Annotated in this window: 16 protein-coding genes and 3 pseudogenes; 13 read left to right on the top strand and 6 right to left on the bottom strand. The window is 70.0% G+C overall.

What is annotated here, in order from left to right; genetic code table 11:
* Window positions 1–115: 115 nt before the first annotated feature.
* Window positions 116–2770, top strand: a pseudogene (locus OJ254_RS08810) (transglycosylase domain-containing protein).
* A gap of 131 nt (window positions 2771–2901) precedes the next feature.
* Window positions 2902–4383: a glycosyltransferase family 87 protein gene (locus OJ254_RS08805; protein WP_265361891.1), complete on the top strand. Its 1482-nt coding sequence runs from the start codon at window positions 2902–2904 to the stop codon at window positions 4381–4383.
* Window positions 4384–4473: 90 nt separating this feature from the next.
* On the opposite strand, the gene OJ254_RS08800 is transcribed toward OJ254_RS08805, so the two are convergent.
* From OJ254_RS08800 to OJ254_RS08790, 3 genes and pseudogenes are all read right to left on the bottom strand, one after another.
* Window positions 4474–5505, bottom strand: a complete 1032-nt coding sequence (locus tag OJ254_RS08800) for an alanine racemase (protein ID WP_265361890.1) — start codon at window positions 5503–5505, stop codon at window positions 4474–4476.
* Window positions 5506–5570: 65 nt separating this feature from the next.
* Window positions 5571–6687 (bottom strand): annotated as a pseudogene (locus OJ254_RS08795) (lipid II:glycine glycyltransferase FemX).
* A 139-nt stretch (window positions 6688–6826) separates the two neighbouring features.
* Window positions 6827–7144 (bottom strand): hypothetical protein, encoded by a 318-nt coding sequence (locus OJ254_RS08790; RefSeq protein WP_265361889.1) that lies wholly within the window; start codon window positions 7142–7144, stop codon window positions 6827–6829.
* A gap of 227 nt (window positions 7145–7371) precedes the next feature.
* Between OJ254_RS08790 and rpsF the strand changes: the two genes are divergently transcribed.
* The 4 genes from rpsF (at window position 7372) to rplI (ending at window position 9139) form a co-directional block, all read left to right on the top strand.
* On the top strand, window positions 7372–7662 hold the full coding sequence (rpsF, locus tag OJ254_RS08785; protein ID WP_006604399.1) for a 30S ribosomal protein S6: 291 nt from the start codon (window positions 7372–7374) through the stop codon (window positions 7660–7662).
* An 82-nt stretch (window positions 7663–7744) separates the two neighbouring features.
* Window positions 7745–8329, top strand: a complete 585-nt coding sequence (locus OJ254_RS08780; protein ID WP_261956679.1) for a single-stranded DNA-binding protein — start codon at window positions 7745–7747, stop codon at window positions 8327–8329.
* A gap of 108 nt (window positions 8330–8437) precedes the next feature.
* Window positions 8438–8674 carry a 30S ribosomal protein S18 gene (rpsR, locus tag OJ254_RS08775; RefSeq protein WP_003978893.1) on the top strand — a complete coding sequence of 79 codons (237 nt, stop codon included), beginning with the start codon at window positions 8438–8440 and terminating at the stop codon, window positions 8672–8674.
* An 18-nt stretch (window positions 8675–8692) separates the two neighbouring features.
* A complete protein-coding gene (gene rplI, locus OJ254_RS08770) occupies window positions 8693–9139 on the top strand; it encodes a 50S ribosomal protein L9 (protein ID WP_265361886.1) in 447 nt (148 codons plus the stop codon).
* 91 nt (window positions 9140–9230) lie between these two features.
* Here the strand turns inward: rplI and OJ254_RS08765 are convergent, their stop codons facing one another.
* Entirely contained in the window at window positions 9231–10064 is an 834-nt protein-coding gene (locus tag OJ254_RS08765; protein WP_265361885.1) for a trypsin-like serine peptidase, read from the bottom strand.
* A gap of 74 nt (window positions 10065–10138) precedes the next feature.
* Window positions 10139–11476 carry an MATE family efflux transporter gene (locus tag OJ254_RS08760; RefSeq protein WP_265361883.1) on the bottom strand — a complete coding sequence of 446 codons (1338 nt, stop codon included), beginning with the start codon at window positions 11474–11476 and terminating at the stop codon, window positions 10139–10141.
* Window positions 11477–11935: 459 nt separating this feature from the next.
* Here OJ254_RS08760 and dnaB point away from each other — a divergent pair, with 459 nt between their 5' ends.
* A complete protein-coding gene (gene dnaB, locus OJ254_RS08755) occupies window positions 11936–13411 on the top strand; it encodes a replicative DNA helicase (RefSeq protein WP_261956676.1) in 1476 nt (491 codons plus the stop codon).
* 33 nt (window positions 13412–13444) lie between these two features.
* Here the strand turns inward: dnaB and OJ254_RS08750 are convergent, their stop codons facing one another.
* Window positions 13445–14293, bottom strand: a complete 849-nt coding sequence (locus OJ254_RS08750) for an NAD(P)H-dependent oxidoreductase (protein WP_265361881.1) — start codon at window positions 14291–14293, stop codon at window positions 13445–13447.
* Between the two features lie 197 nt (window positions 14294–14490).
* Here OJ254_RS08750 and OJ254_RS08745 point away from each other — a divergent pair, with 197 nt between their 5' ends.
* The 6 genes and pseudogenes from OJ254_RS08745 to OJ254_RS08720 all read left to right on the top strand — a co-directional run bounded on the left by OJ254_RS08745 (window position 14491) and on the right by OJ254_RS08720 (window position 21602).
* On the top strand, window positions 14491–15432 hold the full coding sequence (locus tag OJ254_RS08745) for a helix-turn-helix transcriptional regulator (RefSeq protein ID WP_265361880.1): 942 nt from the start codon (window positions 14491–14493) through the stop codon (window positions 15430–15432).
* A gap of 84 nt (window positions 15433–15516) precedes the next feature.
* A complete protein-coding gene (locus OJ254_RS08740) occupies window positions 15517–16794 on the top strand; it encodes a MerR family transcriptional regulator (RefSeq protein WP_265361879.1) in 1278 nt (425 codons plus the stop codon).
* A gap of 20 nt (window positions 16795–16814) precedes the next feature.
* Window positions 16815–17567 (top strand): hypothetical protein, encoded by a 753-nt coding sequence (locus OJ254_RS08735; protein WP_265361878.1) that lies wholly within the window; start codon window positions 16815–16817, stop codon window positions 17565–17567.
* 228 nt (window positions 17568–17795) lie between these two features.
* Window positions 17796–19081, top strand: a pseudogene (locus tag OJ254_RS08730) (serine hydrolase domain-containing protein).
* Between the two features lie 92 nt (window positions 19082–19173).
* Window positions 19174–20319 carry a pyridoxal-phosphate-dependent aminotransferase family protein gene (locus OJ254_RS08725; RefSeq protein ID WP_265361877.1) on the top strand — a complete coding sequence of 382 codons (1146 nt, stop codon included), beginning with the start codon at window positions 19174–19176 and terminating at the stop codon, window positions 20317–20319.
* Window positions 20320–20912: 593 nt separating this feature from the next.
* Window positions 20913–21602, top strand: a complete 690-nt coding sequence (locus OJ254_RS08720) for a TetR/AcrR family transcriptional regulator (protein WP_265361876.1) — start codon at window positions 20913–20915, stop codon at window positions 21600–21602.
* Window positions 21603–21606 lie beyond the last annotated feature (4 nt).

The following is a 21606-nucleotide window of genomic DNA, read 5'->3' as shown; positions in this document are numbered from 1 at the left end:
TCCTCGGTGTAGTGCGGCTCGCGCCTCTGGGGCGGGCCGCGCATCGGGGGGACCTGAAGACAACTGCCGCCTTCAGGCGACGAGATAGCGCGCCTGCCCGAGGAGTATCCGTTCCATGAGCGAGCACCGTCGCAAACCGCCACAGCCGCAAAGTGGCGGACGTGCCGCGGCCCGACGCGCCGCACAGCAGTCAGGGTCAGGGCGTCGTGCCGCCCCTACGTATGGCTCCGCTGCCGGCCCCACCCCTCCTTCCGGCCCGCCCGGGCAGGAGCCGAGGCAGGGCGGGCGGGCCGAGGCCCGCAGGGCCGCCCAGCGCGGCGGCCGCCGCCGGGCGCCCGACACCGCAGCCATGGGCTCCGGTGGTGGCGGCCGCGGAGGCCGTCGTGGCGGTGGCGGTGGTGGCCCGAGGGCGGCCGCGGCCGCGGCCGTGACGGCGGCGGCCCGCCCGGCAAGAAGCGGTTCATCGACTATCCGCGTGCCAACAAGTTCGGCTGGCGGCGGTTCGTCCCGTCCTGGAAGCAGGTCGCCAGCCTGTGTGTCGGCTTCCTCGGCCTGATGGTCGGTGCGGCCGGTGTGGCGCTCGCGATGGTCAAGGTGCCGAGTGAGAGCGACGCGGCGAAGTCGCAGAACAACGTCTATCTCTGGGCCAACGGCAAGGTCATGGCCCGCGACGGTGAGACGAACCGTCAGAACGTGACGATAGATGAGATTCCGAAGTCGATGCAGGATGCCGCGATCTCAGCCGAGAACGCCTCCTTCCGCACGGACTCCGGTGTCGACCCGATGGGTATCGCCCGCGCCGTGGTGAACATGGCCAGAGGCGGCGAGACCCAGGGTGGCTCGACCATCACGCAGCAGTACGTGAAGAACGCGATGCTGAGCCAGGAGCAGACCCTTGACCGCAAGTTCAAGGAGCTGTTCATCGCGATCAAGGTCGGCTGGAAGATGGACAAGCCCCACATCCTCCAGGGCTACCTGAACACCAGCTACTACGGCCGCGGCGCGTACGGCATCCAGGCGGCGGCCCAGGCGTACTACGGCAAGGACGCGAAGAAGCTGACGCCGGACGAGGGGGCCTTTCTCGCGGCTGTCCTCAAGGGCGCCAACCTCTACGACCCGCGGGTGGCACCGGGCCGGGTGCGACGGCGGCGGAGAACACCAAGCGCGTCAAGGCCCGCTGGTCGTGGATCCTGGACCGCGAGGTGGCCAACCACCTCATGCCGAAGGCACAGCGGGCCAAGTACACGACGGACCGCTTCCCGCGGCCCATCCGGCCGAAGCCCGTGGCCAGCAAGAGCGGCCAGATCGGCTATCTGATGGACGTCGCCAAGAAGTACGTCCTGAGGCACGCCAACATTCCCGAGGCCCGGTTCGACAAGGGCGGCTACACGATCCGGACCACCTTCGACGAGAAGAAGACCCAGGAGCTGGAGTCCGCGGTCAAGAAGGTCGACAAGCGCTACATCGACCCGAAGAAGCGGGAGAAGGACAAGTTCGTCCAGTTCGGTGGCGCGTCCGTGGTGCCGGGAGACGGCAAGATCGTCGCCCTGTACGGCGGTGAGGGCTACGACAAGGGCCACTTCAGCAACAACGCCGACACCTTCGGTGTGCCGGTCGGTTCGACCTGGAAGCCGTTCGTCCTGGCGGCGTCGATGAAGTACGGCGTCCCCAAGACCCGGCCCGAGGGGCTCTCGCCGGACAGCCTCTACAACGGCAACGACCACCTCAAGGTGAAGGACGCACAAGGCAACTTCGTGCTGAAGAGGGACAACTCGCCCTTCTATCAGGAGAACGAGAGCAACCACCCCTGGGGCTACATCTCGCTGGTCAAGGCGATGGAGCAGTCCGTCAACACGCCCTTCGTCCAGCTGGGCATGGACGTCGGCATGGACAAGGTCCGGGACATGGCGCAGGCCTGCGGTATCTCCGAGGCCAGCTTCGACAAGCACCTCAACCCGTCCTTCGCGCTGGGCACCTCCACACCGAGTGCGATCCGCATGGCCGATGCCTATGCGACGTTCGCCGAGTCGGGCACCAAGGTGGAGCCGTACTCGGTGACCAAGGTGACGTCGGGGGGCGTGGACGTGCCGGGCTTCGATAAGCCCAAGCAGGAGACGGCGATGGACGCCAACATCGCCAACAACGTCACCAAGGTCCTGAAGAACGTCATCCAGAACGGCACCGGCAAGGCGGCCCGCCGCCTGAACATGCCGGCCGCGGGCAAGACCGGTACTACCGACGAGAACAAGTCGGCCTGGTTCGTCGGCTACACCAAGCAGCTCTCGACGGCCATCACGATGTTCCGTGAGGACGCCCAGAACCCGCGCCAGCTGTCCATGAACGGTGTCGGTGGCTTCGACTCGATCCACGGTGGCGCACTGCCCACCGAGGTGTGGACCGAGTACATGCTGCAGGCGATGAACGGTGTCACCCCGGAGGACTTCCCCGCGGCGACGCCCATCGGGCAGAAGGCGGACGAGGCGGGCATGCCGGCCCCGACGCCGACGCCCACGCCGTCGGACACCCCGTCGGCGACCCCGTCGGACAAGCCCACCGAGTCCGCTCCCCCGAGCGACAGCCCGAGCCCGTCGCCGACCGACACCTGCTCGCCGTTCGACCCCACCTGCCGGGACACGGCGGTAACGGCAACGGTGGAGGAAAGGGCGGCGGCACCGGCGGACCGGGCGGCAGTACCGGAGGCACGACTCCGACACCGGATCCCACGGATGCCAACGGCGGTGGAGGCATCTTCGGCGGACCGCAAGGCTGACCCCGCGACCGTTTCACGTGAAACAGCGCCATGTTTCACGTGAAACGGAGGAGCCGACGAGGCCCCTGCCCGGCTTGACCGGGCCGGGGCTTCGCCATGTTCTGCCCCCGCTCGTACGGCAGGATGGGCCCATGACGAGCGTGCGACAGGACGAGCCGGTGCGGCCGACGAAGCGGGACGAGGTGGCGGCGGCCGGCAGCGAGCTGATCGGAGGGCCGTTCGGCCGGCACGCACTGTTCGGTACGCACTGGCTGACGCCGGTACGCGTCATCGCGCTGGTCGCGATCGGGATGTTCGCGCTCGGCATGGTGCAGAAGCTCCCCTGCTACAACGGCGGCTGGTTCTTCGGCGCCACGAGCCAGTACACCCATGCCTGCTACTCCGACATCCCCCATCTCTACTCCGGCCGCGGCTTCGCCGACGGGCTCATCCCGTACTTCGACCGGCTGCCCGGCGACATGGAGTACCTGGAATACCCCGTGCTGACCGGCGTCTTCATGGAGGTCGCCTCCTGGATGACGCCGCACAGCGGGGACCTCCAGTTCCGCGAGCAGGTCTACTGGCTGGTCAACGCCGGGATGCTGATGATCTGCGCCGCCGTCATCGCGGTGTGCGTGACCCGTACCCACCGGCGGCGTCCCTGGGACGGCCTGCTGGTGGCGCTGGCGCCCGCCTTCGCGCTCACCGCCACGATCAACTGGGACCTACTGGCGATCGCCCTGACGGCGGCCGGCATGCTGATGTGGGCCCGCAGCCGCCCACTGGGCGCAGGCGTCCTGATCGGTCTGGCGACCGCGGCGAAGCTGTACCCCGTGCTCCTGCTGGGGCCGCTGCTGGTGCTGTGCTGGCGGGCGGGGGCCTGGCGCGCGTACGGCAAGGCGGTGGCGGGCGCGGTGGCGTCCTGGCTGGTGGTGAACCTGCCGGTGATGATCACGCACGATGCGACGGGCTTCCACATCCGCGAGGGCTGGGCGAAGTTCTACGTCTTCAGCCAGCAGCGGCCCATCGACTTCGGTTCCGTCTGGCTGCTGATCTCCCAGCGCACCGGCGCCGCGCTGGAGAACGCCAACACCTACGCCACGCTGCTGATGATCCTGGGCTGCGGCGCCATCGGTGTGCTGACCCTCTATGCGCCGCGCCGGCCGCGCTTCGCCCAGCTCGCCTTCCTCGTCGTGGCGCTGTTCATCCTCACCAACAAGGTCTACTCCCCGCAGTACGTCCTCTGGCTGACCCCGCTGGCCGTGCTGGCCCGGCCGCGCTGGCGGGACTTCCTGATCTGGCAGGCCTGCGAGGTCATGTACTTCCTCGGGATCTGGATGTACCTCGCGTACACCGGCAACGGCGACAAGCACCAGGGGCTGCCGCCGGAGGGCTACCAGCTGGCCATCGCGCTGCACCTCCTGGGCACTCTCTACCTGTGTGCCCTGGTCGTCCGGGACATCCTCATGCCGGAGCGCGACGTGGTCCGCAGGGACGGTGACGACGACCCGTCGGGCGGTGTCCTGGACCGTAGCCCCGATGCGTTCGTGCTCGGGCGGGCGTACCACCCGCCGCGCCATGCGGTGCACTTCGAGAAGGCACCGCGGGTCCGCTGGGGCGTGGCACGCGACTGAGCCGGCCGGCCCCCATGCGACGGGCCCGGTGCCGCAGAGGGGATCTGCGGCACCGGGCCCGTCGTCCGTCCGGTGGGGTTGCTGTCCGGCTCAGCGGTCCACGAGACGGTCGTACTGGGTCGTGGTGTGCCGCAGATGGGCCACCAGCTCCTCGCCGACCTGCGGCTCCGGCGCGTCGGCCGGCACGAAGAGGATCGAGACCTGCATGTGCGGCGGCTCGGCGAACCACCGCTGCTTGCCGGCCCAGAGATACGGCGCGAGGTTGCGGTTGACGGTCGCCAGGCCGGCCCGGGCGACTCCCTTGGCGCGCGGCATCACGCCGTGCAGCGCCTTGGGCGCTTCCAGTCCCACGCCGTGCGAGGTGCCGCCGGCCACCACGACCAGGTAGCCGTCGGAGGCCGCCTTCTGCTGGCGATAGCCGAAGCGTTCCCCCTTGGCGACCCGGGTGACGTCCAGCACCGAGCCGCGGTACTCGGTGGCGTCGTGGTCGCCGAGCCAGAGCCGGGTCCCGATCCGGGCGCGGAACCGGGTCTGCGGGAACTGCTGCTGGAGACGGGCGAGTTCATTGGCCTTGAGGTGGCTGACGAACATGGTGTGCAGCGGGAGGCGGGCGGCCCGCAGCCGGTCCATCCAGCCGATGACCTCCTCGACCGCGTCGGACCCGTCGGCGCGGTCCAGCGGCAGGTGGATCGCGAAGCCCTCGAGCCGGACGTCCTCGATGGCCGTGGCCAGCTTCGGCAGGTCCTCCGGCTTGACGCCGTGCCGCTTCATGCTGCTCATGACCTCGATCACGACCCGGGCGCCGACCAGACCGCCCACGCCCTCGACCGAGGAGACCGAACGGATCGCCCGGTCGGGCAGCGGCACCGGCTCCTCGCCGTGCCGGAACGGCGTCAGGACGAGCAGGTCACCGCTGAAGTAGTCCTTGATGTGGGCCGCTTCGTAGGTCGTCCCGACCGCGAGAATGTCGGCGCCCAGGCGGGTGGCCTCCTCGGCGAGCCGCTCATGGCCGAAGCCGTAACCGTTGCCTTTGCAGACCGGGACCAGCCCGGGGAACTGCTGGAGAACGCTCTGCTGATGCGCCCGCCAGCGCGCGGTGTCGACGTAGAGGGTGAGCGCCATGGCCGGGCCCGGAACCTTTCTCGTGGCTGGGGTGTGTCAGGAGTACGGACGGTGCGGTGGAGCGGTCAGCGGCGCGACATGTAGATGTCGAGCGCCTTGTGCAGCAGCTTGTTGAGCGGGAAGTCCCACTCACCGAGGTACTCAGCTGCCTGCCCACCCGTGCCGACCTTGAACTGGATCAGGCCGAAGAGGTGGTCGTTCTCGTCCAGCGAGTCGCTGATGCCGCGGAGGTCGTAGACCGTGGCGCCGAGCGCGTAGGAGTCCTGCAGCATCTTCCACTGCATGGCGTTGGAGGGCCGGACCTCGCGGCCGATGTTGTCCGAGGCGCCGTAGGAGTACCAGACGTGCCGCCGACGACGAGCATGGTCGCCGCGGAGAGGTTCACGCCGTTGTGGCGGGCGAAGTACAGCTTCATGCGGTTGGGATCCTCGGAGTTGAGGGCCGTCCACATGCGCTGGAAGTAGCCGAGCGGCCGCGGGCGGAAGCGGTCGCGCTCCGCGGTGATCTCGTAGAGCCGCTGCCATTCGGCCAGGTCGTCGTAGCCGCCTGGACGACCTCGACGCCGGCCTTCTCGGCCTTCTTGATGTTGCGGCGCCACAGCTGGTTGAAGCCCTTGTGGACCTCCTCCAGCGAGCGGTCGGCCAGCGGCACCTGGAAGACGTAGCGGGGCTGGACGTCACCGAAGCCGGCGCCGCCGTCCTCGCCCTGCTGCCAGCCCATGCGCCGCAGCCGGTCGGCCACCTCGAAGGCGCGCGGCTCGATGTGGGTCGCCTCGACGTCGCGGAGCCGCTTGACGTCCGGGTTCTGGATGCCCGACTTGATCGCGGCCGCGTCCCAGCGACGGATGATCACGGGCGGGCCCATCTTCACGGAGAAGGCGCCCTGCTGCTTGAGGTGGCTGAGCATCGGCTGCAGCCAGTCCTCCAGATTCGGCGCGTACCAGTTGATCACCGGTCCCTCGGGCAGATACGCGAGGTAGCGCTTGATCTTGGGCAGCTGGCGGTAGAGCACCAGGCCGGCACCGACCAGCTCACCGCTCGCGTCGAACCAGCCCAGGCTCTCCGAACGCCATTCGGCCTTCACATCCGCCCAGGCCGGAACCTGCATGTGGCTCGCCGCGGGCAGGCTCTGGATGTATGCCAGATGCTGCTCTCGACTGATGGTCCTCAGGGTCAGGCTCATGCGGGGCGCTCCTCGGCAGGTGTGTCCCCTTGTTCGGGGCTCCGGCTCTCGCGCCGAAGCCTACTGTGGCCGGGGAGCGCCCCGTCTGGGCCATACGTGCCGGGGCCCCGTATGCCGCAGTGGCACCGGGGCCGGGCGGCTATCCGATGACGCCTCCGAAGAGGCCGCCGTGCGCCATGCCGAGGAAGAAGCCGAAGCCTGAGGCTCCGAGGCCGATGATCAACAGGAAGCGCTCACCCGTCGTCGACGAGATGAACTGACCCCACAGGCCGCTGCCGATTCCGACCAGGCCGACCCAGGAACTGACCAGATGCAGACTGGGAGAAAGTGTGGTGAAGGCGGCGATCGCGCCGAGCACCACGGTGACAAGGGCGAAGGTGTTCTCTACGGGATGGTCCTTGCCGTCGCTGTTGAGAAGCGAGAGCAGACTGCGCTGGATCCTGGCTGCCTGTGCCATGCGGCACCTCCCATGACAGGGCGGCGCACTGTAACGCCGCTCACACCCGTTGTGTTCCAGATTGGGGGGTGTACCGGGCGGATTTCAACCGGAAGACTTCAGGCAGGTAGTGTGTACCGTCTGCGCCTATGTCTGCCCGATGACCGGTCCGGCTCGGCGCGGAACGCATATGACCCTCCTGCCACGGAACGACCGTGGCCGCTGAGTCCAAAGGAGGTGGGTTCACCATGCGTCACTACGAGGTGATGGTCATCCTCGACCCCGATCTCGAGGAGCGCGCTGTCTCCCCGCTGATCGAGAACTTCCTCTCCGTCGTCCGTGAGGGCAACGGAAAGGTCGAGAAGGTCGACACCTGGGGCCGTCGTCGTCTCTCGTACGAGATCAAGAAGAAGCCCGAGGGCATCTACTCGGTCATCGACCTGCAGGCCGAGCCTGCGGTCGTCAAGGAGCTCGACCGTCAGATGAACCTGAACGAGTCGGTCCTCCGGACCAAGGTTCTCCGTCCCGAGACCCACTGAACGCGTCAGCGTCCAGCGGTAACCGGGTCCGAGTAGCAGCAACACCAGCAGCCAGCAGCACACCCGCCGAGAGGTTCCCCTAATGGCAGGCGAGACCGTCATCACGGTTGTCGGCAATCTTGTCGACGACCCCGAGCTGCGCTTCACCCCGTCCGGTGCGGCGGTCGCGAAGTTCCGCGTCGCGTCCACCCCCCGCACCTTCGACCGTCAGACCAATGAGTGGAAGGACGGCGAGAGCCTGTTCCTGACCTGCTCGGTGTGGCGCCAGGCGGCCGAGAACGTCGCCGAGTCCCTGACGCGGGGTACCCGCGTGGTCGTCCAGGGCCGCCTGAAGCAGCGGTCGTACGAGGACCGCGAGGGCGTGAAGCGCACGGTCTACGAGCTCGACGTCGAGGAAGTGGGCGCGAGCCTCAAGAACGCCACGGCCAAGATCACCAAGACCAGCGGTCGCGGTGGCCAGGGCGGCGGCTTCGGCGGCGGTCAGGGCGGTGGCCAGGGTGGCGGCGGCTGGGGCGGTGGCCCCGGCGGCGGCCAGCAGGGCGGCGGCGCTCCCGCCGACGACCCGTGGGCGACCGGCGGTCCTTCTGGCGGTGGCCAGCAGGGTGGCGGCGGTGGTGGCTGGGGCGGCGGCTCCGGCGGTGGCTACTCGGACGAGCCGCCCTTCTAAGTCCGTATCGGCTCGGCGCTGCGCTGTTTCACGTGAAACAGCGCCGTGAAACGGGCGGCGGCCTTGAGGGCGTCAGCACAAACTTCTTGAACTCACTGGAGAGAGACAATGGCGAAGCCGCCTGCTCGCAAGCCTAAGAAGAAGGTTTGCGTGTTCTGCAAGGAGAAGATCTCCTACGTCGACTACAAGGACACGAACCTGCTGCGGAAGTTCATCTCCGACCGCGGCAAGATCCGTGCCCGTCGAGTGACCGGCAACTGCACGCAGCACCAGCGTGACGTCGCCACGGCCGTGAAGAACAGCCGTGAGATGGCGCTGCTGCCCTACACGTCCACCGCGCGATAAGGGAAGGGTGACCGACAAATGAAGATCATCCTCACCCACGAGGTCTCCGGCCTCGGCACCGCCGGTGACGTCGTTGACGTCAAGGACGGGTACGCCCGTAACTACCTGGTTCCGCGTGGTTTCGCGATCCGCTGGACCAAGGGTGGCGAGAAGGACGTCGAGCAGATCCGCCGCGGTCGCAAGATCCGCGAGATCGCCACGATCGAGCAGGCCAACGAGGTCAAGGGCCGGCTCGAGGGCGTCAGCGTGAAGCTGGCCGTGCGTGCCGGCGACGCGGGCCGCCTGTTCGGTTCCGTCACCCCGGCCGACGTCGCTTCGGCGATCAAGGCCGCCGGTGGTCCGGACGTCGACAAGCGCCGCGTCGAGCTGGGCTCGCCGATCAAGACCCTGGGCGCGCACCAGGTCTCCGTGCGTCTGCACGCCGAGGTCGTCGCGAAGCTGGGCGTCGAGGTCGTCGCCGCGTAATCGCAGCACCGAGCCGAAGGGCCGCACCCCGTCCTGGGGTGCGGCCCTTCGCCGTGCCGGTCCGCGTTCGCCGTGGCCGACGACGGTGGGCTCAGTCGTCGTCCTGGGCGCGCCTGTAGAGCGCGGCGACGTCGTCGTCGAAGTACGCGGCGTACGAGACGTCGTCCTGGTCGCCGCCGCCTTCGTGGCCGCCGAGGACACCGATGACCGTGCCGGTGTGGCTCTTGGGGTCGTAGTCGGCCAGCCAGGGGCTGCCGCTCGTACCGCCCTCGAAGTCGGTGCACTGGATGCGCATCTGGGTGTCGCTGTACTTCGTGGTGCGGTTCTGGCAGGAGATCGGGGTGTCGCGGCTGGTGGGATAGCCGGTGATCTTGACTTCGTTGTCGAAGCCGCGGTCTATGCCGAGGGTGTTGCCGCCCAGGACGTCCTGGATGTCCTTGCCGTCCTTCTTGTCCAGGATGAGGAAGGCGACATCGAGGTCCTCGTCCTGCGACTTGGCCCAGCGATCGTCGAGGATCACCTTCTTGACCTTCCACAGACCGGTGGGCTCGTCGCCGTCGCGGTAGTCGGGGGCGAAGACGAGGTCGTCGACCGTGCTTCCGGCCTCGGCGTCGAAGGCGCAGTGCGCGGCCGTGATCAGCATGTTCCGGCCCGGGCTCTGCACCACGCTCGCGGTGCAGAAGTGATCGCCGGAGTCGTTCTTCTCGAAGACCACGCCGACCCGGGCGTTCTGCTCGGTCCGGCGGGGGGTGTACGCGTTGCCGTCATCGGCCGGTGCGGTCGCCGCGGGATCCTGGTCCTGCGGGTCCTGACCCGACTCGCCGGACTTGCCGAAGCTGCTCCGCCCGCTGGCTCTGCTGCTGGTGTCCGACACGTCCGAGGCGTATCCCGCCACGGCAGCGGCCATGACGATGACGAACGTCATGGGCAGCAAGGACCTTCTGGCAAGCGAGCGCACCCCGTCATTATCGACAAGCGCGGAGTGTTACGGGAGATGCTTCAGCGAGAGGCTCCGGTCACAATCCACCGGCCGGACCGAGTGCGCAGCAAGAGCGTGAGCATGCGGACGGTCATCATCAGGGCCATCGTCCACCACAGGGCGACCAGACCGCCGCCGAAAGCGGGCACGGCGAGCGCGGCCGGAGCGAACACGGCCAGCGTCACCACCATCGCCCAGGCGAGATACGGACCGTCCCCCGCGCCCATCAGCACGCCGTCGAGGATGAAGACGACACCGGAGACCGGCTGGGTCACGGCGACCACCAGGAGCGTGGTCAGCAACGGGTCCCGTACGGCGGGGTCGGAGGTGAACAGCGGGATGAACAGGGGGCGGGAGACGACGACCAGGAGCCCGAGGACCAGGCCGGAGGCGATGCCCCACTGCACCATGCGGCGGCAGGCGGCCCGGGCGCCGGCCCGGTCCCCGGCGCCGAGGTAGCGGCCTATGATGGCCTGCCCGGCGATGGCTATCGCGTCCAGCGCGAAGGCCAGCAGGTTCCACAACGTGATCACGATCTGATGGGCGGCGACCTCGGCGTCGCCCAGCCGGGCGGCGATGGCGGTGGCGATCATCAGCACCGCGCGCAGCGAGAGCGTACGGACCAGCAGCGGCACGCCGGCCTGGGCGGAGGCGCGGATGCCCGCCGCGTCGGGGCGCAGCGAGGCGCCGTGCCGGCGCGCGCCGCGGACGACGACGGTGAGGTAGACGGCGGCCATGGCGCACTGGGCGATGACGGTGCCCCAGGCGGAGCCGGCGATGCCGAGGCCGGCGCCGTAGACCAGGCCGACGTTCAGGGCGGCGTTGGCGGAGAAGCCGCCGATGGCGACGTAGAGCGGGGTCCGGGTGTCCTGGAGGCCTCGGAGCAGGCCGGTGGCGGCCAGCACCATGAGCATCGCGGGGATGCCGAGCGCGCTGATGCGCAGGTACGTCGTGGCGTACGGCGCGGCGGTGCCGGAGGCGCCGAAGGCCTCCACCAGCCAGGGGGCGGTGGGCAGCACGGCGGCGATGACCGCGGCGCCGAGCAGCAGGGCGAGCCAGATGCCGTCCATGCCCTGGCGGATGGCGGCGGGCAGGTCGCCCGCGCCGACCCGGCGGGCGACCGCGGCGGTGGTGGCGTAGGCGAGGAAGATGAAGACGGAGACGGCGGTGGTGAGCAGCCCGGCGGCGACGCCGAGGCCGGCCAGCTGGGAGGTGCCGAGGTGGCCGATGACGGCGCTGTCGACCATGACGAAGAGGGGTTCCGCGACCAGGGAGCCGAAGGCGGGCACGGCTAGGGCGATGATCTCGCGGTCGTGGCGGCGGGCGATGCGCCGCGGGGTCGCGGGAGCCTGTGTCATGCACTCAATCTAATCTTCCACAGGTAAGAGATGCAAACCCTTTGCGCTCCTTACTTTGCGCGCTCCGGTGCCGTCTTCTCCGTGCCGTTTGTCGCGATCTTGAACAGGCGGTGGAAGTTTTTCTCCCCCACAGCCTATGGATGAGAAAACCGCAGGTCAGGGCCGTGTGCACAGGGTGATTGTGTGCTTGTCCACAGAAGTTTCCCCCGCCCCGTGCACAGGATCCGGGGAGTTCTCCACAGCTGAGGGTCAGTCATCCACACGGCCTGTGGATAACCAGATTGGCGGACGGCGCCCATGGGCCTACCGTGGTCCGGCGCCCGCCGCCCGTTTCCGGTCTGAGACCACGTCCGAACTCGACGCGCCGTAACCGGAGTCGGGCGTCTCGATTGTCAGAGCTGTGCCGTAAGAAGGAAGCGCACAGCAAGGTCCGCGCCGCGGACGGGAGGAGGTGCCGGGGTGAGCATTCCCGAGCCCATGGAAGACCCCTGGGCGGGCTCCGGCCCCAGCGACCTGCTGCCGGCCGCCCGGTCCCGGCGGCCCGACGGCAAGGGCCGCGGCCGCGGGGACCGGCCGGACCGCGACGACGACGGCGGATCCTGGTCCGGCGGTTTCGAGCGGGTCCCCCCGCAGGACCTGGACGCCGAACAGTCCGTGCTCGGCGGCATGCTGCTGTCCAAGGACGCCATCGCGGACGTCGTCGAGGTCCTCAAGGGCGAGGACTTCTACCGCCCCGCCCATGAGCTGGTCTTCCAGGCGATCCTCGACCTCTACGCCAAGGGCGAGCCGGCCGACCCCATCACCATCGCCGCCGAGCTCACCAAGCGCGGCGAGATCGCCCGGGTCGGCGGCGCCTCCTACCTGCACACCCTCGTCCAGTCCGTCCCGACGGCCGCGAACGCCGAGTACTACGCCGAGATCGTCCACGAGCGCGCCGTGCTGCGCCGGCTGGTCGAGGCCGGCACCCGCATCACCCAGATGGGATACGCGGCGGACGGCGACGTCGACGAGATCGTCAACAGCGCCCAGGCGGAGATCTACGCCGTCACCGAGCAGCGCACCAGCGAGGACTACCTCCCGCTCGGCGACATCATGGAAGGCGCCCTCGACGAGATCGAGGCGATCGGCTCCCGCCAGGGCCAGATGACCGGCGTGCCGACCGGCTTCACCGACCTGGACTCCCTCACCAACGGCCTGCACCCGGGCCAGATGATCGTGATCGCCGCGCGTCCCGCCATGGGTAAGTCCACCCTCGCGCTGGACTTCGCCCGCGCCGCCTCCATCAAGAGCAATCTCCCCAGCGTGATCTTCTCGCTGGAGATGGGGCGCAACGAGATCGCGATGCGCCTGCTCTCCGCCGAGGCCCGGGTGGCGCTGCACCACATGCGTTCCGGCAGCATGACGGACGACGACTGGACGCGGCTGGCCCGCCGGATGCCGGACGTCTCCGCGGCGCCGCTCTACATCGACGACTCGCCCAACCTGTCGATGATGGAGATCCGCGCCAAGTGCCGCCGACTCAAGCAGCGCAACGATCTCAAGCTGGTGGTCATCGACTACCTCCAGCTGATGCAGTCCGGTGGCTCCAAGCGCGCCGAGAGCCGCCAGCAGGAGGTTTCGGACATGTCCCGTAACCTCAAGCTGCTGGCCAAGGAGCTGGAGCTCCCGGTGATCGCGCTCTCCCAGCTGAACCGTGGCCCCGAGCAGCGCACGGACAAGAAGCCGATGGTGTCGGACCTCCGCGAATCCGGCTCGATCGAGCAGGACGCCGACATGGTCATCCTGCTGCACCGCGAGGACGCCTACGAAAAGGAGTCCCCGCGCGCCGGCGAGGCCGACCTGATCGTGGCCAAGCACCGTAACGGCCCCACGGCCACGATCACGGTGGCCTTCCAGGGCCACTACTCGCGCTTCGTGGACATGGCGCAGACCTGACGACGCGCCTCGGCCCGGCGATCGACGCCTGCGTCAGCCGCGAGGGCGGGCGGGAACGTCCGGGCGGATGCCGGTGTCCGGGCGGGCGTCCGCGTCCGTGTGGAGGTGGAGGTCGAGTCCGCTGGTGCCCGGTGCCTCGACGCCCGGCAGCAGTCGCATGTCGCGCCCGTAGTCACCGCCGTCGAGCGACCGGAACGGAACCGGTGCGTCGGTGAAGAGTCCATCGAGATGCCGCCCGAACTCCCGCTTCGCCGCCGCGAGTTGTTCCTCCGGCAGGTCGTTCGCGCCGTACACCGCGAACGGTTCGAGCGGTGTCATGCCGGTGAACCAGAACAGGCCGTGCTGGACCGGGTGCAGGACGTCCGCGAGCCGCCCGTGGATGCCCCGGTCGGAGAACGCGGACTCCCGGGCGCCGGCCGTCACGGACACCAGCGCCCGGCGCCCCGCCAGGGCACTCTCGCTGTAGGGCGGCGGAACTGCCGGGCCGTACCCGAACCCGCTGGTGAACACCCGGTCCATCCAGCCCTTGAGGATCGCGGGCACCGAGAACCACCACAGCGGGAACTGCAGGATCACCGCGTCCGCCCAGCGCACCTTCTCCTGCTCCGCCGCGATCTCGGGCGCCAGCCGCCCCGCCAAGGTGGCCCGTTCCGAGGCTGCCATCACCCGCAGCCGCCGGTCCGCGGCATGGTCGGGGAAGTCGTCGGCGTCCACCGTCGCCTTCCACTTCATGGCGTAGAGGTCGGACACCTGCACCTCATGCCCGGCCGCACGCAGGTGCTCGACCGCGAAGGCGGTCAGAACGGCGTTGAGCGAACGGGGTTCCGGATGGGCGCTGACGACGAGGATCTTCTGCGGTTGCTGCGGCGTGGCTTCGGTCATGCGGCCACGTTCTCCCGTGCGCGGCCGGCTAACCAGAACCCGCTTCAACCGCCGGAACGGCAATCCTGGTAACGCGAGGGCCACCCATACTTGACCGCATGGACGGTGCGGACCACATCGAGCAGACAGGCGGCGGGGGCAACGGGACGGGCCACGGGACAGGCCATCGGACCGAGCCCGCGGCCGGGAACGGGGTCATGACCGCGAACGGGGCCGGGATCGGGAACCGGGCCGGTGACGGCGGCGGGCTCGACCGCATCGACGACCGCGTAGGCGACCGCGTCGACGACCGCATCGACGGGGTCGGGGACACCCGGCGGGCGCTCGGCAGTTTTCTGCGGGCCCGCCGGGGGCGGGTGGCGCCGGAGGACGTCGGGCTCGCCGGCGGCCGTCGGCGCCGGGTGCGGGGGCTGCGCCGTGAGGAGTTGGCCCAGCTCGCGGGGATCAGCGTGGACTATTACGTGCGCCTCGAACAGGGCCGCAACACCCAGCCGTCCCCCGAGGTGCTGGACGCCCTCGCCGACGCGCTCGGCCTCGACGGGGCGGAGCGCAGGCACCTCGCCACGCTGGCCGATGCCCGGCGGGGCCCCGCGCCCGTGGCCCGGGTCAGCCCCGTGCTGCAGCGGATGCTGGACGCCATGGGCGGCCTCCCGGCTTTCGCGACGAACCATCGCCTCGACGTGGTGGCGTGGAATGACCTGGGGTCCGAGCTGATCGGTGGCCTGGCCGACCCGGAACGGCGCGACCGGAACAACGCCCGATTCCTCTTCCGCGACCCCGCGTCCCAGGAGCTCCATCCCGAGTGGCCGGACAGGGCAGCGGAGGCCGTGGGCCAGTTGCGGGTCGCCGCAGGCCGTTACCCCGAGGACGGGGAACTGGCCGCGCTCATCACCGAACTGTCCACGCACAGCGCCGAGTTCCGACGGATCTGGGACAGCGGTGAGGTAGTGATGTGCGGCTCCGGACGCAAGCGACTGCGGCACCCGGTGGCCGGCCTGCTCACCCTGGACTACGAGACGCTGCACGTGCCGACCGCACCGGGTGAGACGGGCCTCGTGGTGCATGTGTTCAGCGCCGAGGCGGGCAGCGATGAGGCGGTTGCCCTCGCCCGGCTGGCGACCGCTGGGGTGCCGGCATGAGGCGGCCCCGGCAGGGTCCGGAGATCCGTGGGACCGAGGCCGGGCGTTGACCTTCAGGTTGGTCGAAGCTCCAGAATCGCGTGCATGGACGACACCGGCGAGCTGTTGAGCATCGGCGCGTTCGCGCGGCAGGTGGGCCTGGCGCCGAGCGCCCTGCGGTTCTACGACGACTGCGGGGTGCTGCGGCCGGACCAGGTGGACGGCGCGACGGGCTATCGGCGTTATGCCGCGGAACAGGCGGCGCGGGCGGTGCGGCTGCGCCGTCTGCGGGAGGCGGGGCTGCCGCTGGTCGATGTCGCGGTGGTCCTGGACGGTCCGCAGGAGGCGGCTCGGGAGGTCCTCCGTGACCATCTGGAACGGATGCGGCGGACGGCCGATGAGGCGCATGCGGTGGTGGCGGGGTTTCTGCGCGAGGCGCCCGGCGGGGTGCCTGGTGAGGCAACGGACGGCAACGGCTGGGCGCGGGCGCGGGTGGGCGGTGCCGAGCTCGCCAGCGCCGTACGGCAGGTGGCACCGGCGGCCGCGAGGGGCGCGACCGCTCAGGAAATGCCCGTACTGGGCTGTGTGGCGCTCGAACTCGCCGACGGTGAGGTGAGGTTGATCGCGACCGACCGTTATCGGCTGGCGGTACGCGTGCTGCGGCCGGAGGAGTTCGCGGGCGGGCCGCGGCAGGTCCTCATCGGTGCGGACGCTGCCCGGAGCCTGGCGGAATGGGCCGTACGGCAGGTGTCGGTGGACGTGGAATGTGATGGGGAGACGGCGGGCGTACGACTGCGGAGCGGAGCGAACGGAGCGAACGTAGGGGACTGGCGCGAGGTGCCGGAGCCCGTTGGCACCGCGGGTGGTGGGTCCGCTGAAGGGCACCTGGCGAAGGGCGCGGCGAGGTTTCCGGATTACCGGATGGTGCTGGAGGACCTGGCAGCGGAGCGGCAGCGACTGATTGTGGACCGGGTGGGGCTGAGGGACGCGGTAGCGGGGCGGTCGGGGGTGGTGTCGTTGTCGGTCCCTTCCAGGGCCAAGTGCGAGGCCGAGGGGAGGCAGCGGGCCGTTTCACGTGAAACACGCGACGGATTGGTCGATGTTTCACGTGAAACCGCGGAAGCCGACCCAGAGGCCGTGCCGATGCTGGAGGTGGCGGGCGGGGACAGGCAGCCCGTCCGGCTGAAGGCCGTCCTCACGGGAAGAGCACTGCGTATCGCCTTCGACCCAGCGGTCCTTGTGCCTGCGTTGGAAGCCGGAGTGGGGCCGGATGTGCTGATGGAGATCGTCTCGGCGGACCGGCCGGTCGTGGTCCGCTCCGCCGACCAGGGAAGTTTCACGACGCTGGTGATGCCTGTACGCGGTGCCGGGGGCCGGCGATGACGGAGGAGGGGTGCCGACCGATGGATCCGGAGCTGCCCGTGGTGCGGTTGTGCGGGGAAGGGATGCAGGCCGAGGCGGAGGGGCGGGCGGAAGCCGCGCGCGAACTCTTCCAGCAGGCCTGGGACATCGCCGCCGACGACTATGAGGCATGCATCGCCGCGCACTACCTCGCGCGGCACCAGAAGTCGGCGGAGGAGACGCTGCGGTGGAACCAGGAGTGTCTTGACCGCGCCGATCGCGTCGCGGATGAGCGCGTGCGGGAGTTCTATCCCTCGCTGTATCTGAACATGGCCCACGCCTATCGCCGGCTCGGCCGCCGCGCGCTCGCTCACCACTACTTCCTGCGGGCAGCGGAGTCGGTGTGTGACGCGGCCGGAGGCCGGCACGATCGACACGGCCAATGTGACCACTACGACCACCACGGCCAGTACGGCGACTGGAACCGTTTCGCGATCGCGGAAGGGCTGCGGGCGACGGCCGACGCGGTGCCCGCCGAAGTGTCCGACGTCCCCACGCTGCCCAGTGCCGCGGCGCTCCAGCCCCTCGATGCCGAGCTCGACGGACGCATCCAGGAACTGTTGGCGCGTTGGTGTGCGCGGGCCGACCTCAAGGCGCTGGGGCTGACGCTCCCGGCGTACCTCGGCCACCTCGGAACGGAAGCGGACCGCGTACGGCTCCGGTCCGCGCTGCACATGGTGCATGCGGCGCGTTGGCTGCCGGCGGACGAGCAGACCGAACTGGGTGCGGTTGTCGGGGCGACGGCGCTGCGGTGAGAGGTGAGGATAGGGGCCGGCCGAGTTGGACCTGCCGTTGAGGAGCGCACCATGACCATCACCCAGTCCGCGGAGTCGCCTGAGCCCGTAGCGGACGGTCCCCGGCCGGTGGGCGGGGAGCCGGTGTGGGCCGAGACCTCTGCGGCGTTCACGGAGCTGTTGCCCCAGACGCGGCGGGCGTTGCTGCGCCGACTGGCCGTCGGGCAGACCGAGGGGCGGGCGCCTTCGATGGTGGGTGCGGTGGTGCGCGAGGGACGACCGGTCTGGATGGGGAGCCGGGGCTCGGTCGAGGGGGCGGCGCCGCACGGCGATGTCCAATACCGGATCGGCTCGCTCACCAAAACGCTGATCGCCGTCCTCGTGATGCGGCTCCGCGACGAAGGGCTGCTGCGTCTGGACGATCCCGTGGGCAAGCACCTCAAGGGCACCCCGATCCCTGAGGCGACGTTCGCCCAACTCCTGTCCCACTCCTCGGGATTGACGGCCGAGCCACGTGGCCCGTGGTGGGAGCGGACCGCGGGTGAGCTTCGCCCCGAGCCGGCCGATCTGTTCGATGACCGCCCGCAGCGGCTCGCGGCGGGGCGTCGCCACCACTACTCCAACCCGGGATACGCCCTGCTCGGCGCCGTCGTCGAACGGCTTCGGGGCGGCATGCCCTGGTACGAGGTACTGCGGGGCGAGGTCCTCCAGCCCTGGGCATGGTCCGTACGACGCTCGATCCCCAGGCGCCCCACGCGAACGGCTGGGCGGTGCATCCGTGGGCCGATGCGCTGCTGCCCGAACCCGCCCACGACACCGGACTGATGGCTCCGGCAGGGCAGTTGTGGTCGACACCGGACGACCTGTGCCGCTGGGCGGCCTTCCTGCTGCGCGGTGACGCCCGGGTGCTGAGCGCGTCGACCGTGGCCGAGATGCGCACGCCCGCGGTGCCGCCGGAGGAGAACGGCTGGGACGCCGGGTACGGGCTGGGGCTCCAGCTCGTACGCCGGGGAGGGCGTCGGCTGGCCGGGCACACCGGCTCGATGCCCGGGTTCCTGGCGACACTGTGGACCGACCCGGAGGAGGACGTGGCGGCGATCGTGCTGGCGAACTGCACCTCGGGTCCTGCGGTCCCCACCATCGCGGCCGAGCTCGCCGGAATCGTGACCGCACACGAACCACGGATCCCCGAGCCCTGGCGCCCGCTGTCCGGACCGCTGGATCCGGAGCTGCTGGCGCTGACAGGGCCCTGGTACTGGGGCGCGAACCCACATGCGTTGCGGCTGCGAGCCGACCGCGAGCTGGAACTCGCCCCGCTGTCCGGGACGGGACGGGGCTCGCGGTTCCGTGCCGAGGACGACGGCACCTGGACCGGCCTGGACGGCTACTACGCGGGCGAGACGCTGCGGGTGGTGCGGAACGAGCAGGGCGCGGTCAGCCATCTCGACCTGGGCACCTTCGTCTTCACCCGCGGCCCCTACGAGCCGTCGGAACCGGTGCCCGGCGGAGTGGACCCGGAGGGCTGGCGGGTCTGACGCCCGTAAAGCGGCGGCGCGGACTCCGGACGTACAGTCGAATCTGATGTCAGGAGCCGCGCCGAGGCGGCTCGCTACCGCTGGAAGGCCCCATGTCTGCCGTGTCTGATCCGACCGCGAACACCGCCGCCCCCGACCTGCTCGACCAGCCGCCGCTCACCGCGGCCCACTTCGCGCGCATCGAGGACAAGGTCGCCGCGCTGATGCGCACCCGCTGCGACGTCGTGACGATGCAGGGCGAGGCGCTGCTGCCGCTGGAGGCCTGCATCCGGTCCGCCGTACGGCCTGGCAGCACCGCCCTCAACATCATCACCGGTCCCTACGGGGAGACCTTCGGCGGTTGGCTGCGTTCCTGCGGCGCCGAGGTGGTCACCCTCTCCGCACCCTTCACCGGGGCGGTCGACCCGCGTCAGGTGGCCGAGGCGCTGCGTGAGCGCCCCGAGATCGACTTCGTGAGCCTGGTGCACGCCGAGGCGGCCACCGGCAACACCAACCCCGTCGCCGAGATCGGTGCCGTGGTGCGGGAGCACGGCGCGCTGCTGATGCTGGACGCGGTCGCTTCGGTCGGTGCCGAGCCGCTGTTGACCGATGAGTGGGGCGTGGACCTGTGCGTCATCGGCGGGCAGAAGGCGCTGGCCGGGCCCGCCGGAGTATCCGTGGCCTCGGTCAGCGCCCGGGCGTGGGAGCGGATCGCCGCCAATGAGCAGGCCCCGAGGCGTTCGTACCTGTCGCTGCTGGACTGGAAGGAACGCTGGCTCGACGGCGGTCGTACGGCCCTGCCGCACGCGCCGGCCCAGCTGGAGATGCTCGCGCTGGAGCAGGCGGCGGACCGTATCGAGGCGGAAGGGCTGGACGCGGTCATCACTCGGCACCGGGCGGCCGCAGCGGCGACCCGGGCCGGCGTAGGGGCCCTGGGGGAGCTGACTCCGTACGTCGTGCGTGACGAGGACGCGGCGCCGGCGGCGACAACCCTGCGCGCGCCTGTGGGAGTCGACGCACGGGAGATCGTGGCCGCCGCACTCGCGGTGGACGGAGCGGTACCCGTGCAGGCCGCGGCGGGAACGCTGGCCAAGGAGATGATCCGGGTGAACCACTACGGCCGTGCCGCCGACCTTGCCGTGGTCAGGGCCTCGCTGGTGGCGCTGGCCGGCGGGCTCCGTGCGCTGGGCGTCTCGGTGGATGCCGAGGGCGCGGCCGTTGCGGCGGGCGAGGCATGGGACGGGGTGTTCACCGGCTGAGGGGTGCCGCCTGGGGTCGTGTTTCACGTGAAACACGACCCCAGGCGGATGCGCCATGCACCGCCGTTTCACGTGAAACCAGCTCACTCGCTCGGGCCCCGAGGTCGCCGAAGTGCTCCTCAAGGGCCCATTTTTGTTTGCCAAGTTCCCTTCGCAGGAGGGCAGTTGGGGTCTGCGCCCTTCTGTGTGCGGACGGGGAGACCGACCCGACCGGGTGTACTCCGGTGGCGCGTCAGATGCGCTGGCGGCAGGCTGAATGCTGAAGATCCCCGACGCGCTGAAGGTTCCCCCGGCAACGTCCGGTGGCTCTGACTCATGCTCCGGCCCGGCTCGTGTGCTCGACAGCCCCGGCTTGTGTGCTCGACAGCCCGGCTTGTGTGCTCGACCGCGCCCCCTCCCCGGCAGCTCGCCGTGAGTCCCTTAACGATCATGTCCAAACGCTCTCATAGAATCGGAACGAGCGACCCGCTTGGTAGTGCGGGGGCGCGCGAACCGATGGGGCATGGTCTGCGGGAGGTCCGGCGATGGCGGAGGGTGGTGCCCGGCGCGGTCATGCGCCCGCGCGCTCTGATGCACGGCGCAACAGGGCGCTCGTGCTCCAGGCGGCCCGATCGGCCTTCGAGGAACAGGGGTTGGGGGTGCCGCTCGGCGAGATCGCCCGCCGGGCAGGGGTCGGCGCGGGCACCGTCTACCGCCATTTCCCTTCCAAGGAAGCCCTGTTCAGGGCAGCCGTAGTCGAGCGGATCGAGCTCTTCACGGACACCGCAAGGGACTTGGTGGATGTCGACGACCCCGGCGAGGTCTTCTTCCGCTACCTGTCCTCGGTGGTGCGCCTCGCGTCACGGAACAAGGCGCTGTGTGACGCGCTGGAGGCGGCCGGCACGGGACGCTTCGCGCCGTCACCGGAGGCCGGGCGGGACTTCGACGAGGCGCTGGAATCCTTGCTCACCAGAGCCCAACTCGCCGGCAAGGTACGGCTGGACGTCGGGATCGCCGACCTCAAGGCGCTGCTGGTGGGCTGTCTCTCCATGGAGCAGGCCCGGTCCGGATCGGACACGGACGGCGGGGCGCCGGGCCGGATGACGGCGCTGATGTGTGATGCGCTGCGCACCCATGACACCGTAACGAAACTGCCTGGTTCGCCCGGAAAGCGTAACGAAACGTGCTGTGTGGAGTGCGGGACGGTGATCGAACCCGCGCGCACCGGCCGACCCGCGCGCTACTGCGGCGGGGCCTGCCGGCAGCGGGCACACCGGGCAAGGGGCCGCACCCGGCGGATGTGACCCC

The sequence above is a fragment of the Streptomyces endophytica genome (genome assembly GCF_026153355.1).
In the GTDB taxonomy this organism is placed as follows: Bacteria; Actinomycetota; Actinomycetes; order Streptomycetales; family Streptomycetaceae; genus Streptomyces; species Streptomyces endophytica.
The sequence above is the reverse complement of the archived record's forward strand: the minus strand, read 5'-3'. Positions and strand labels throughout refer to the sequence as shown.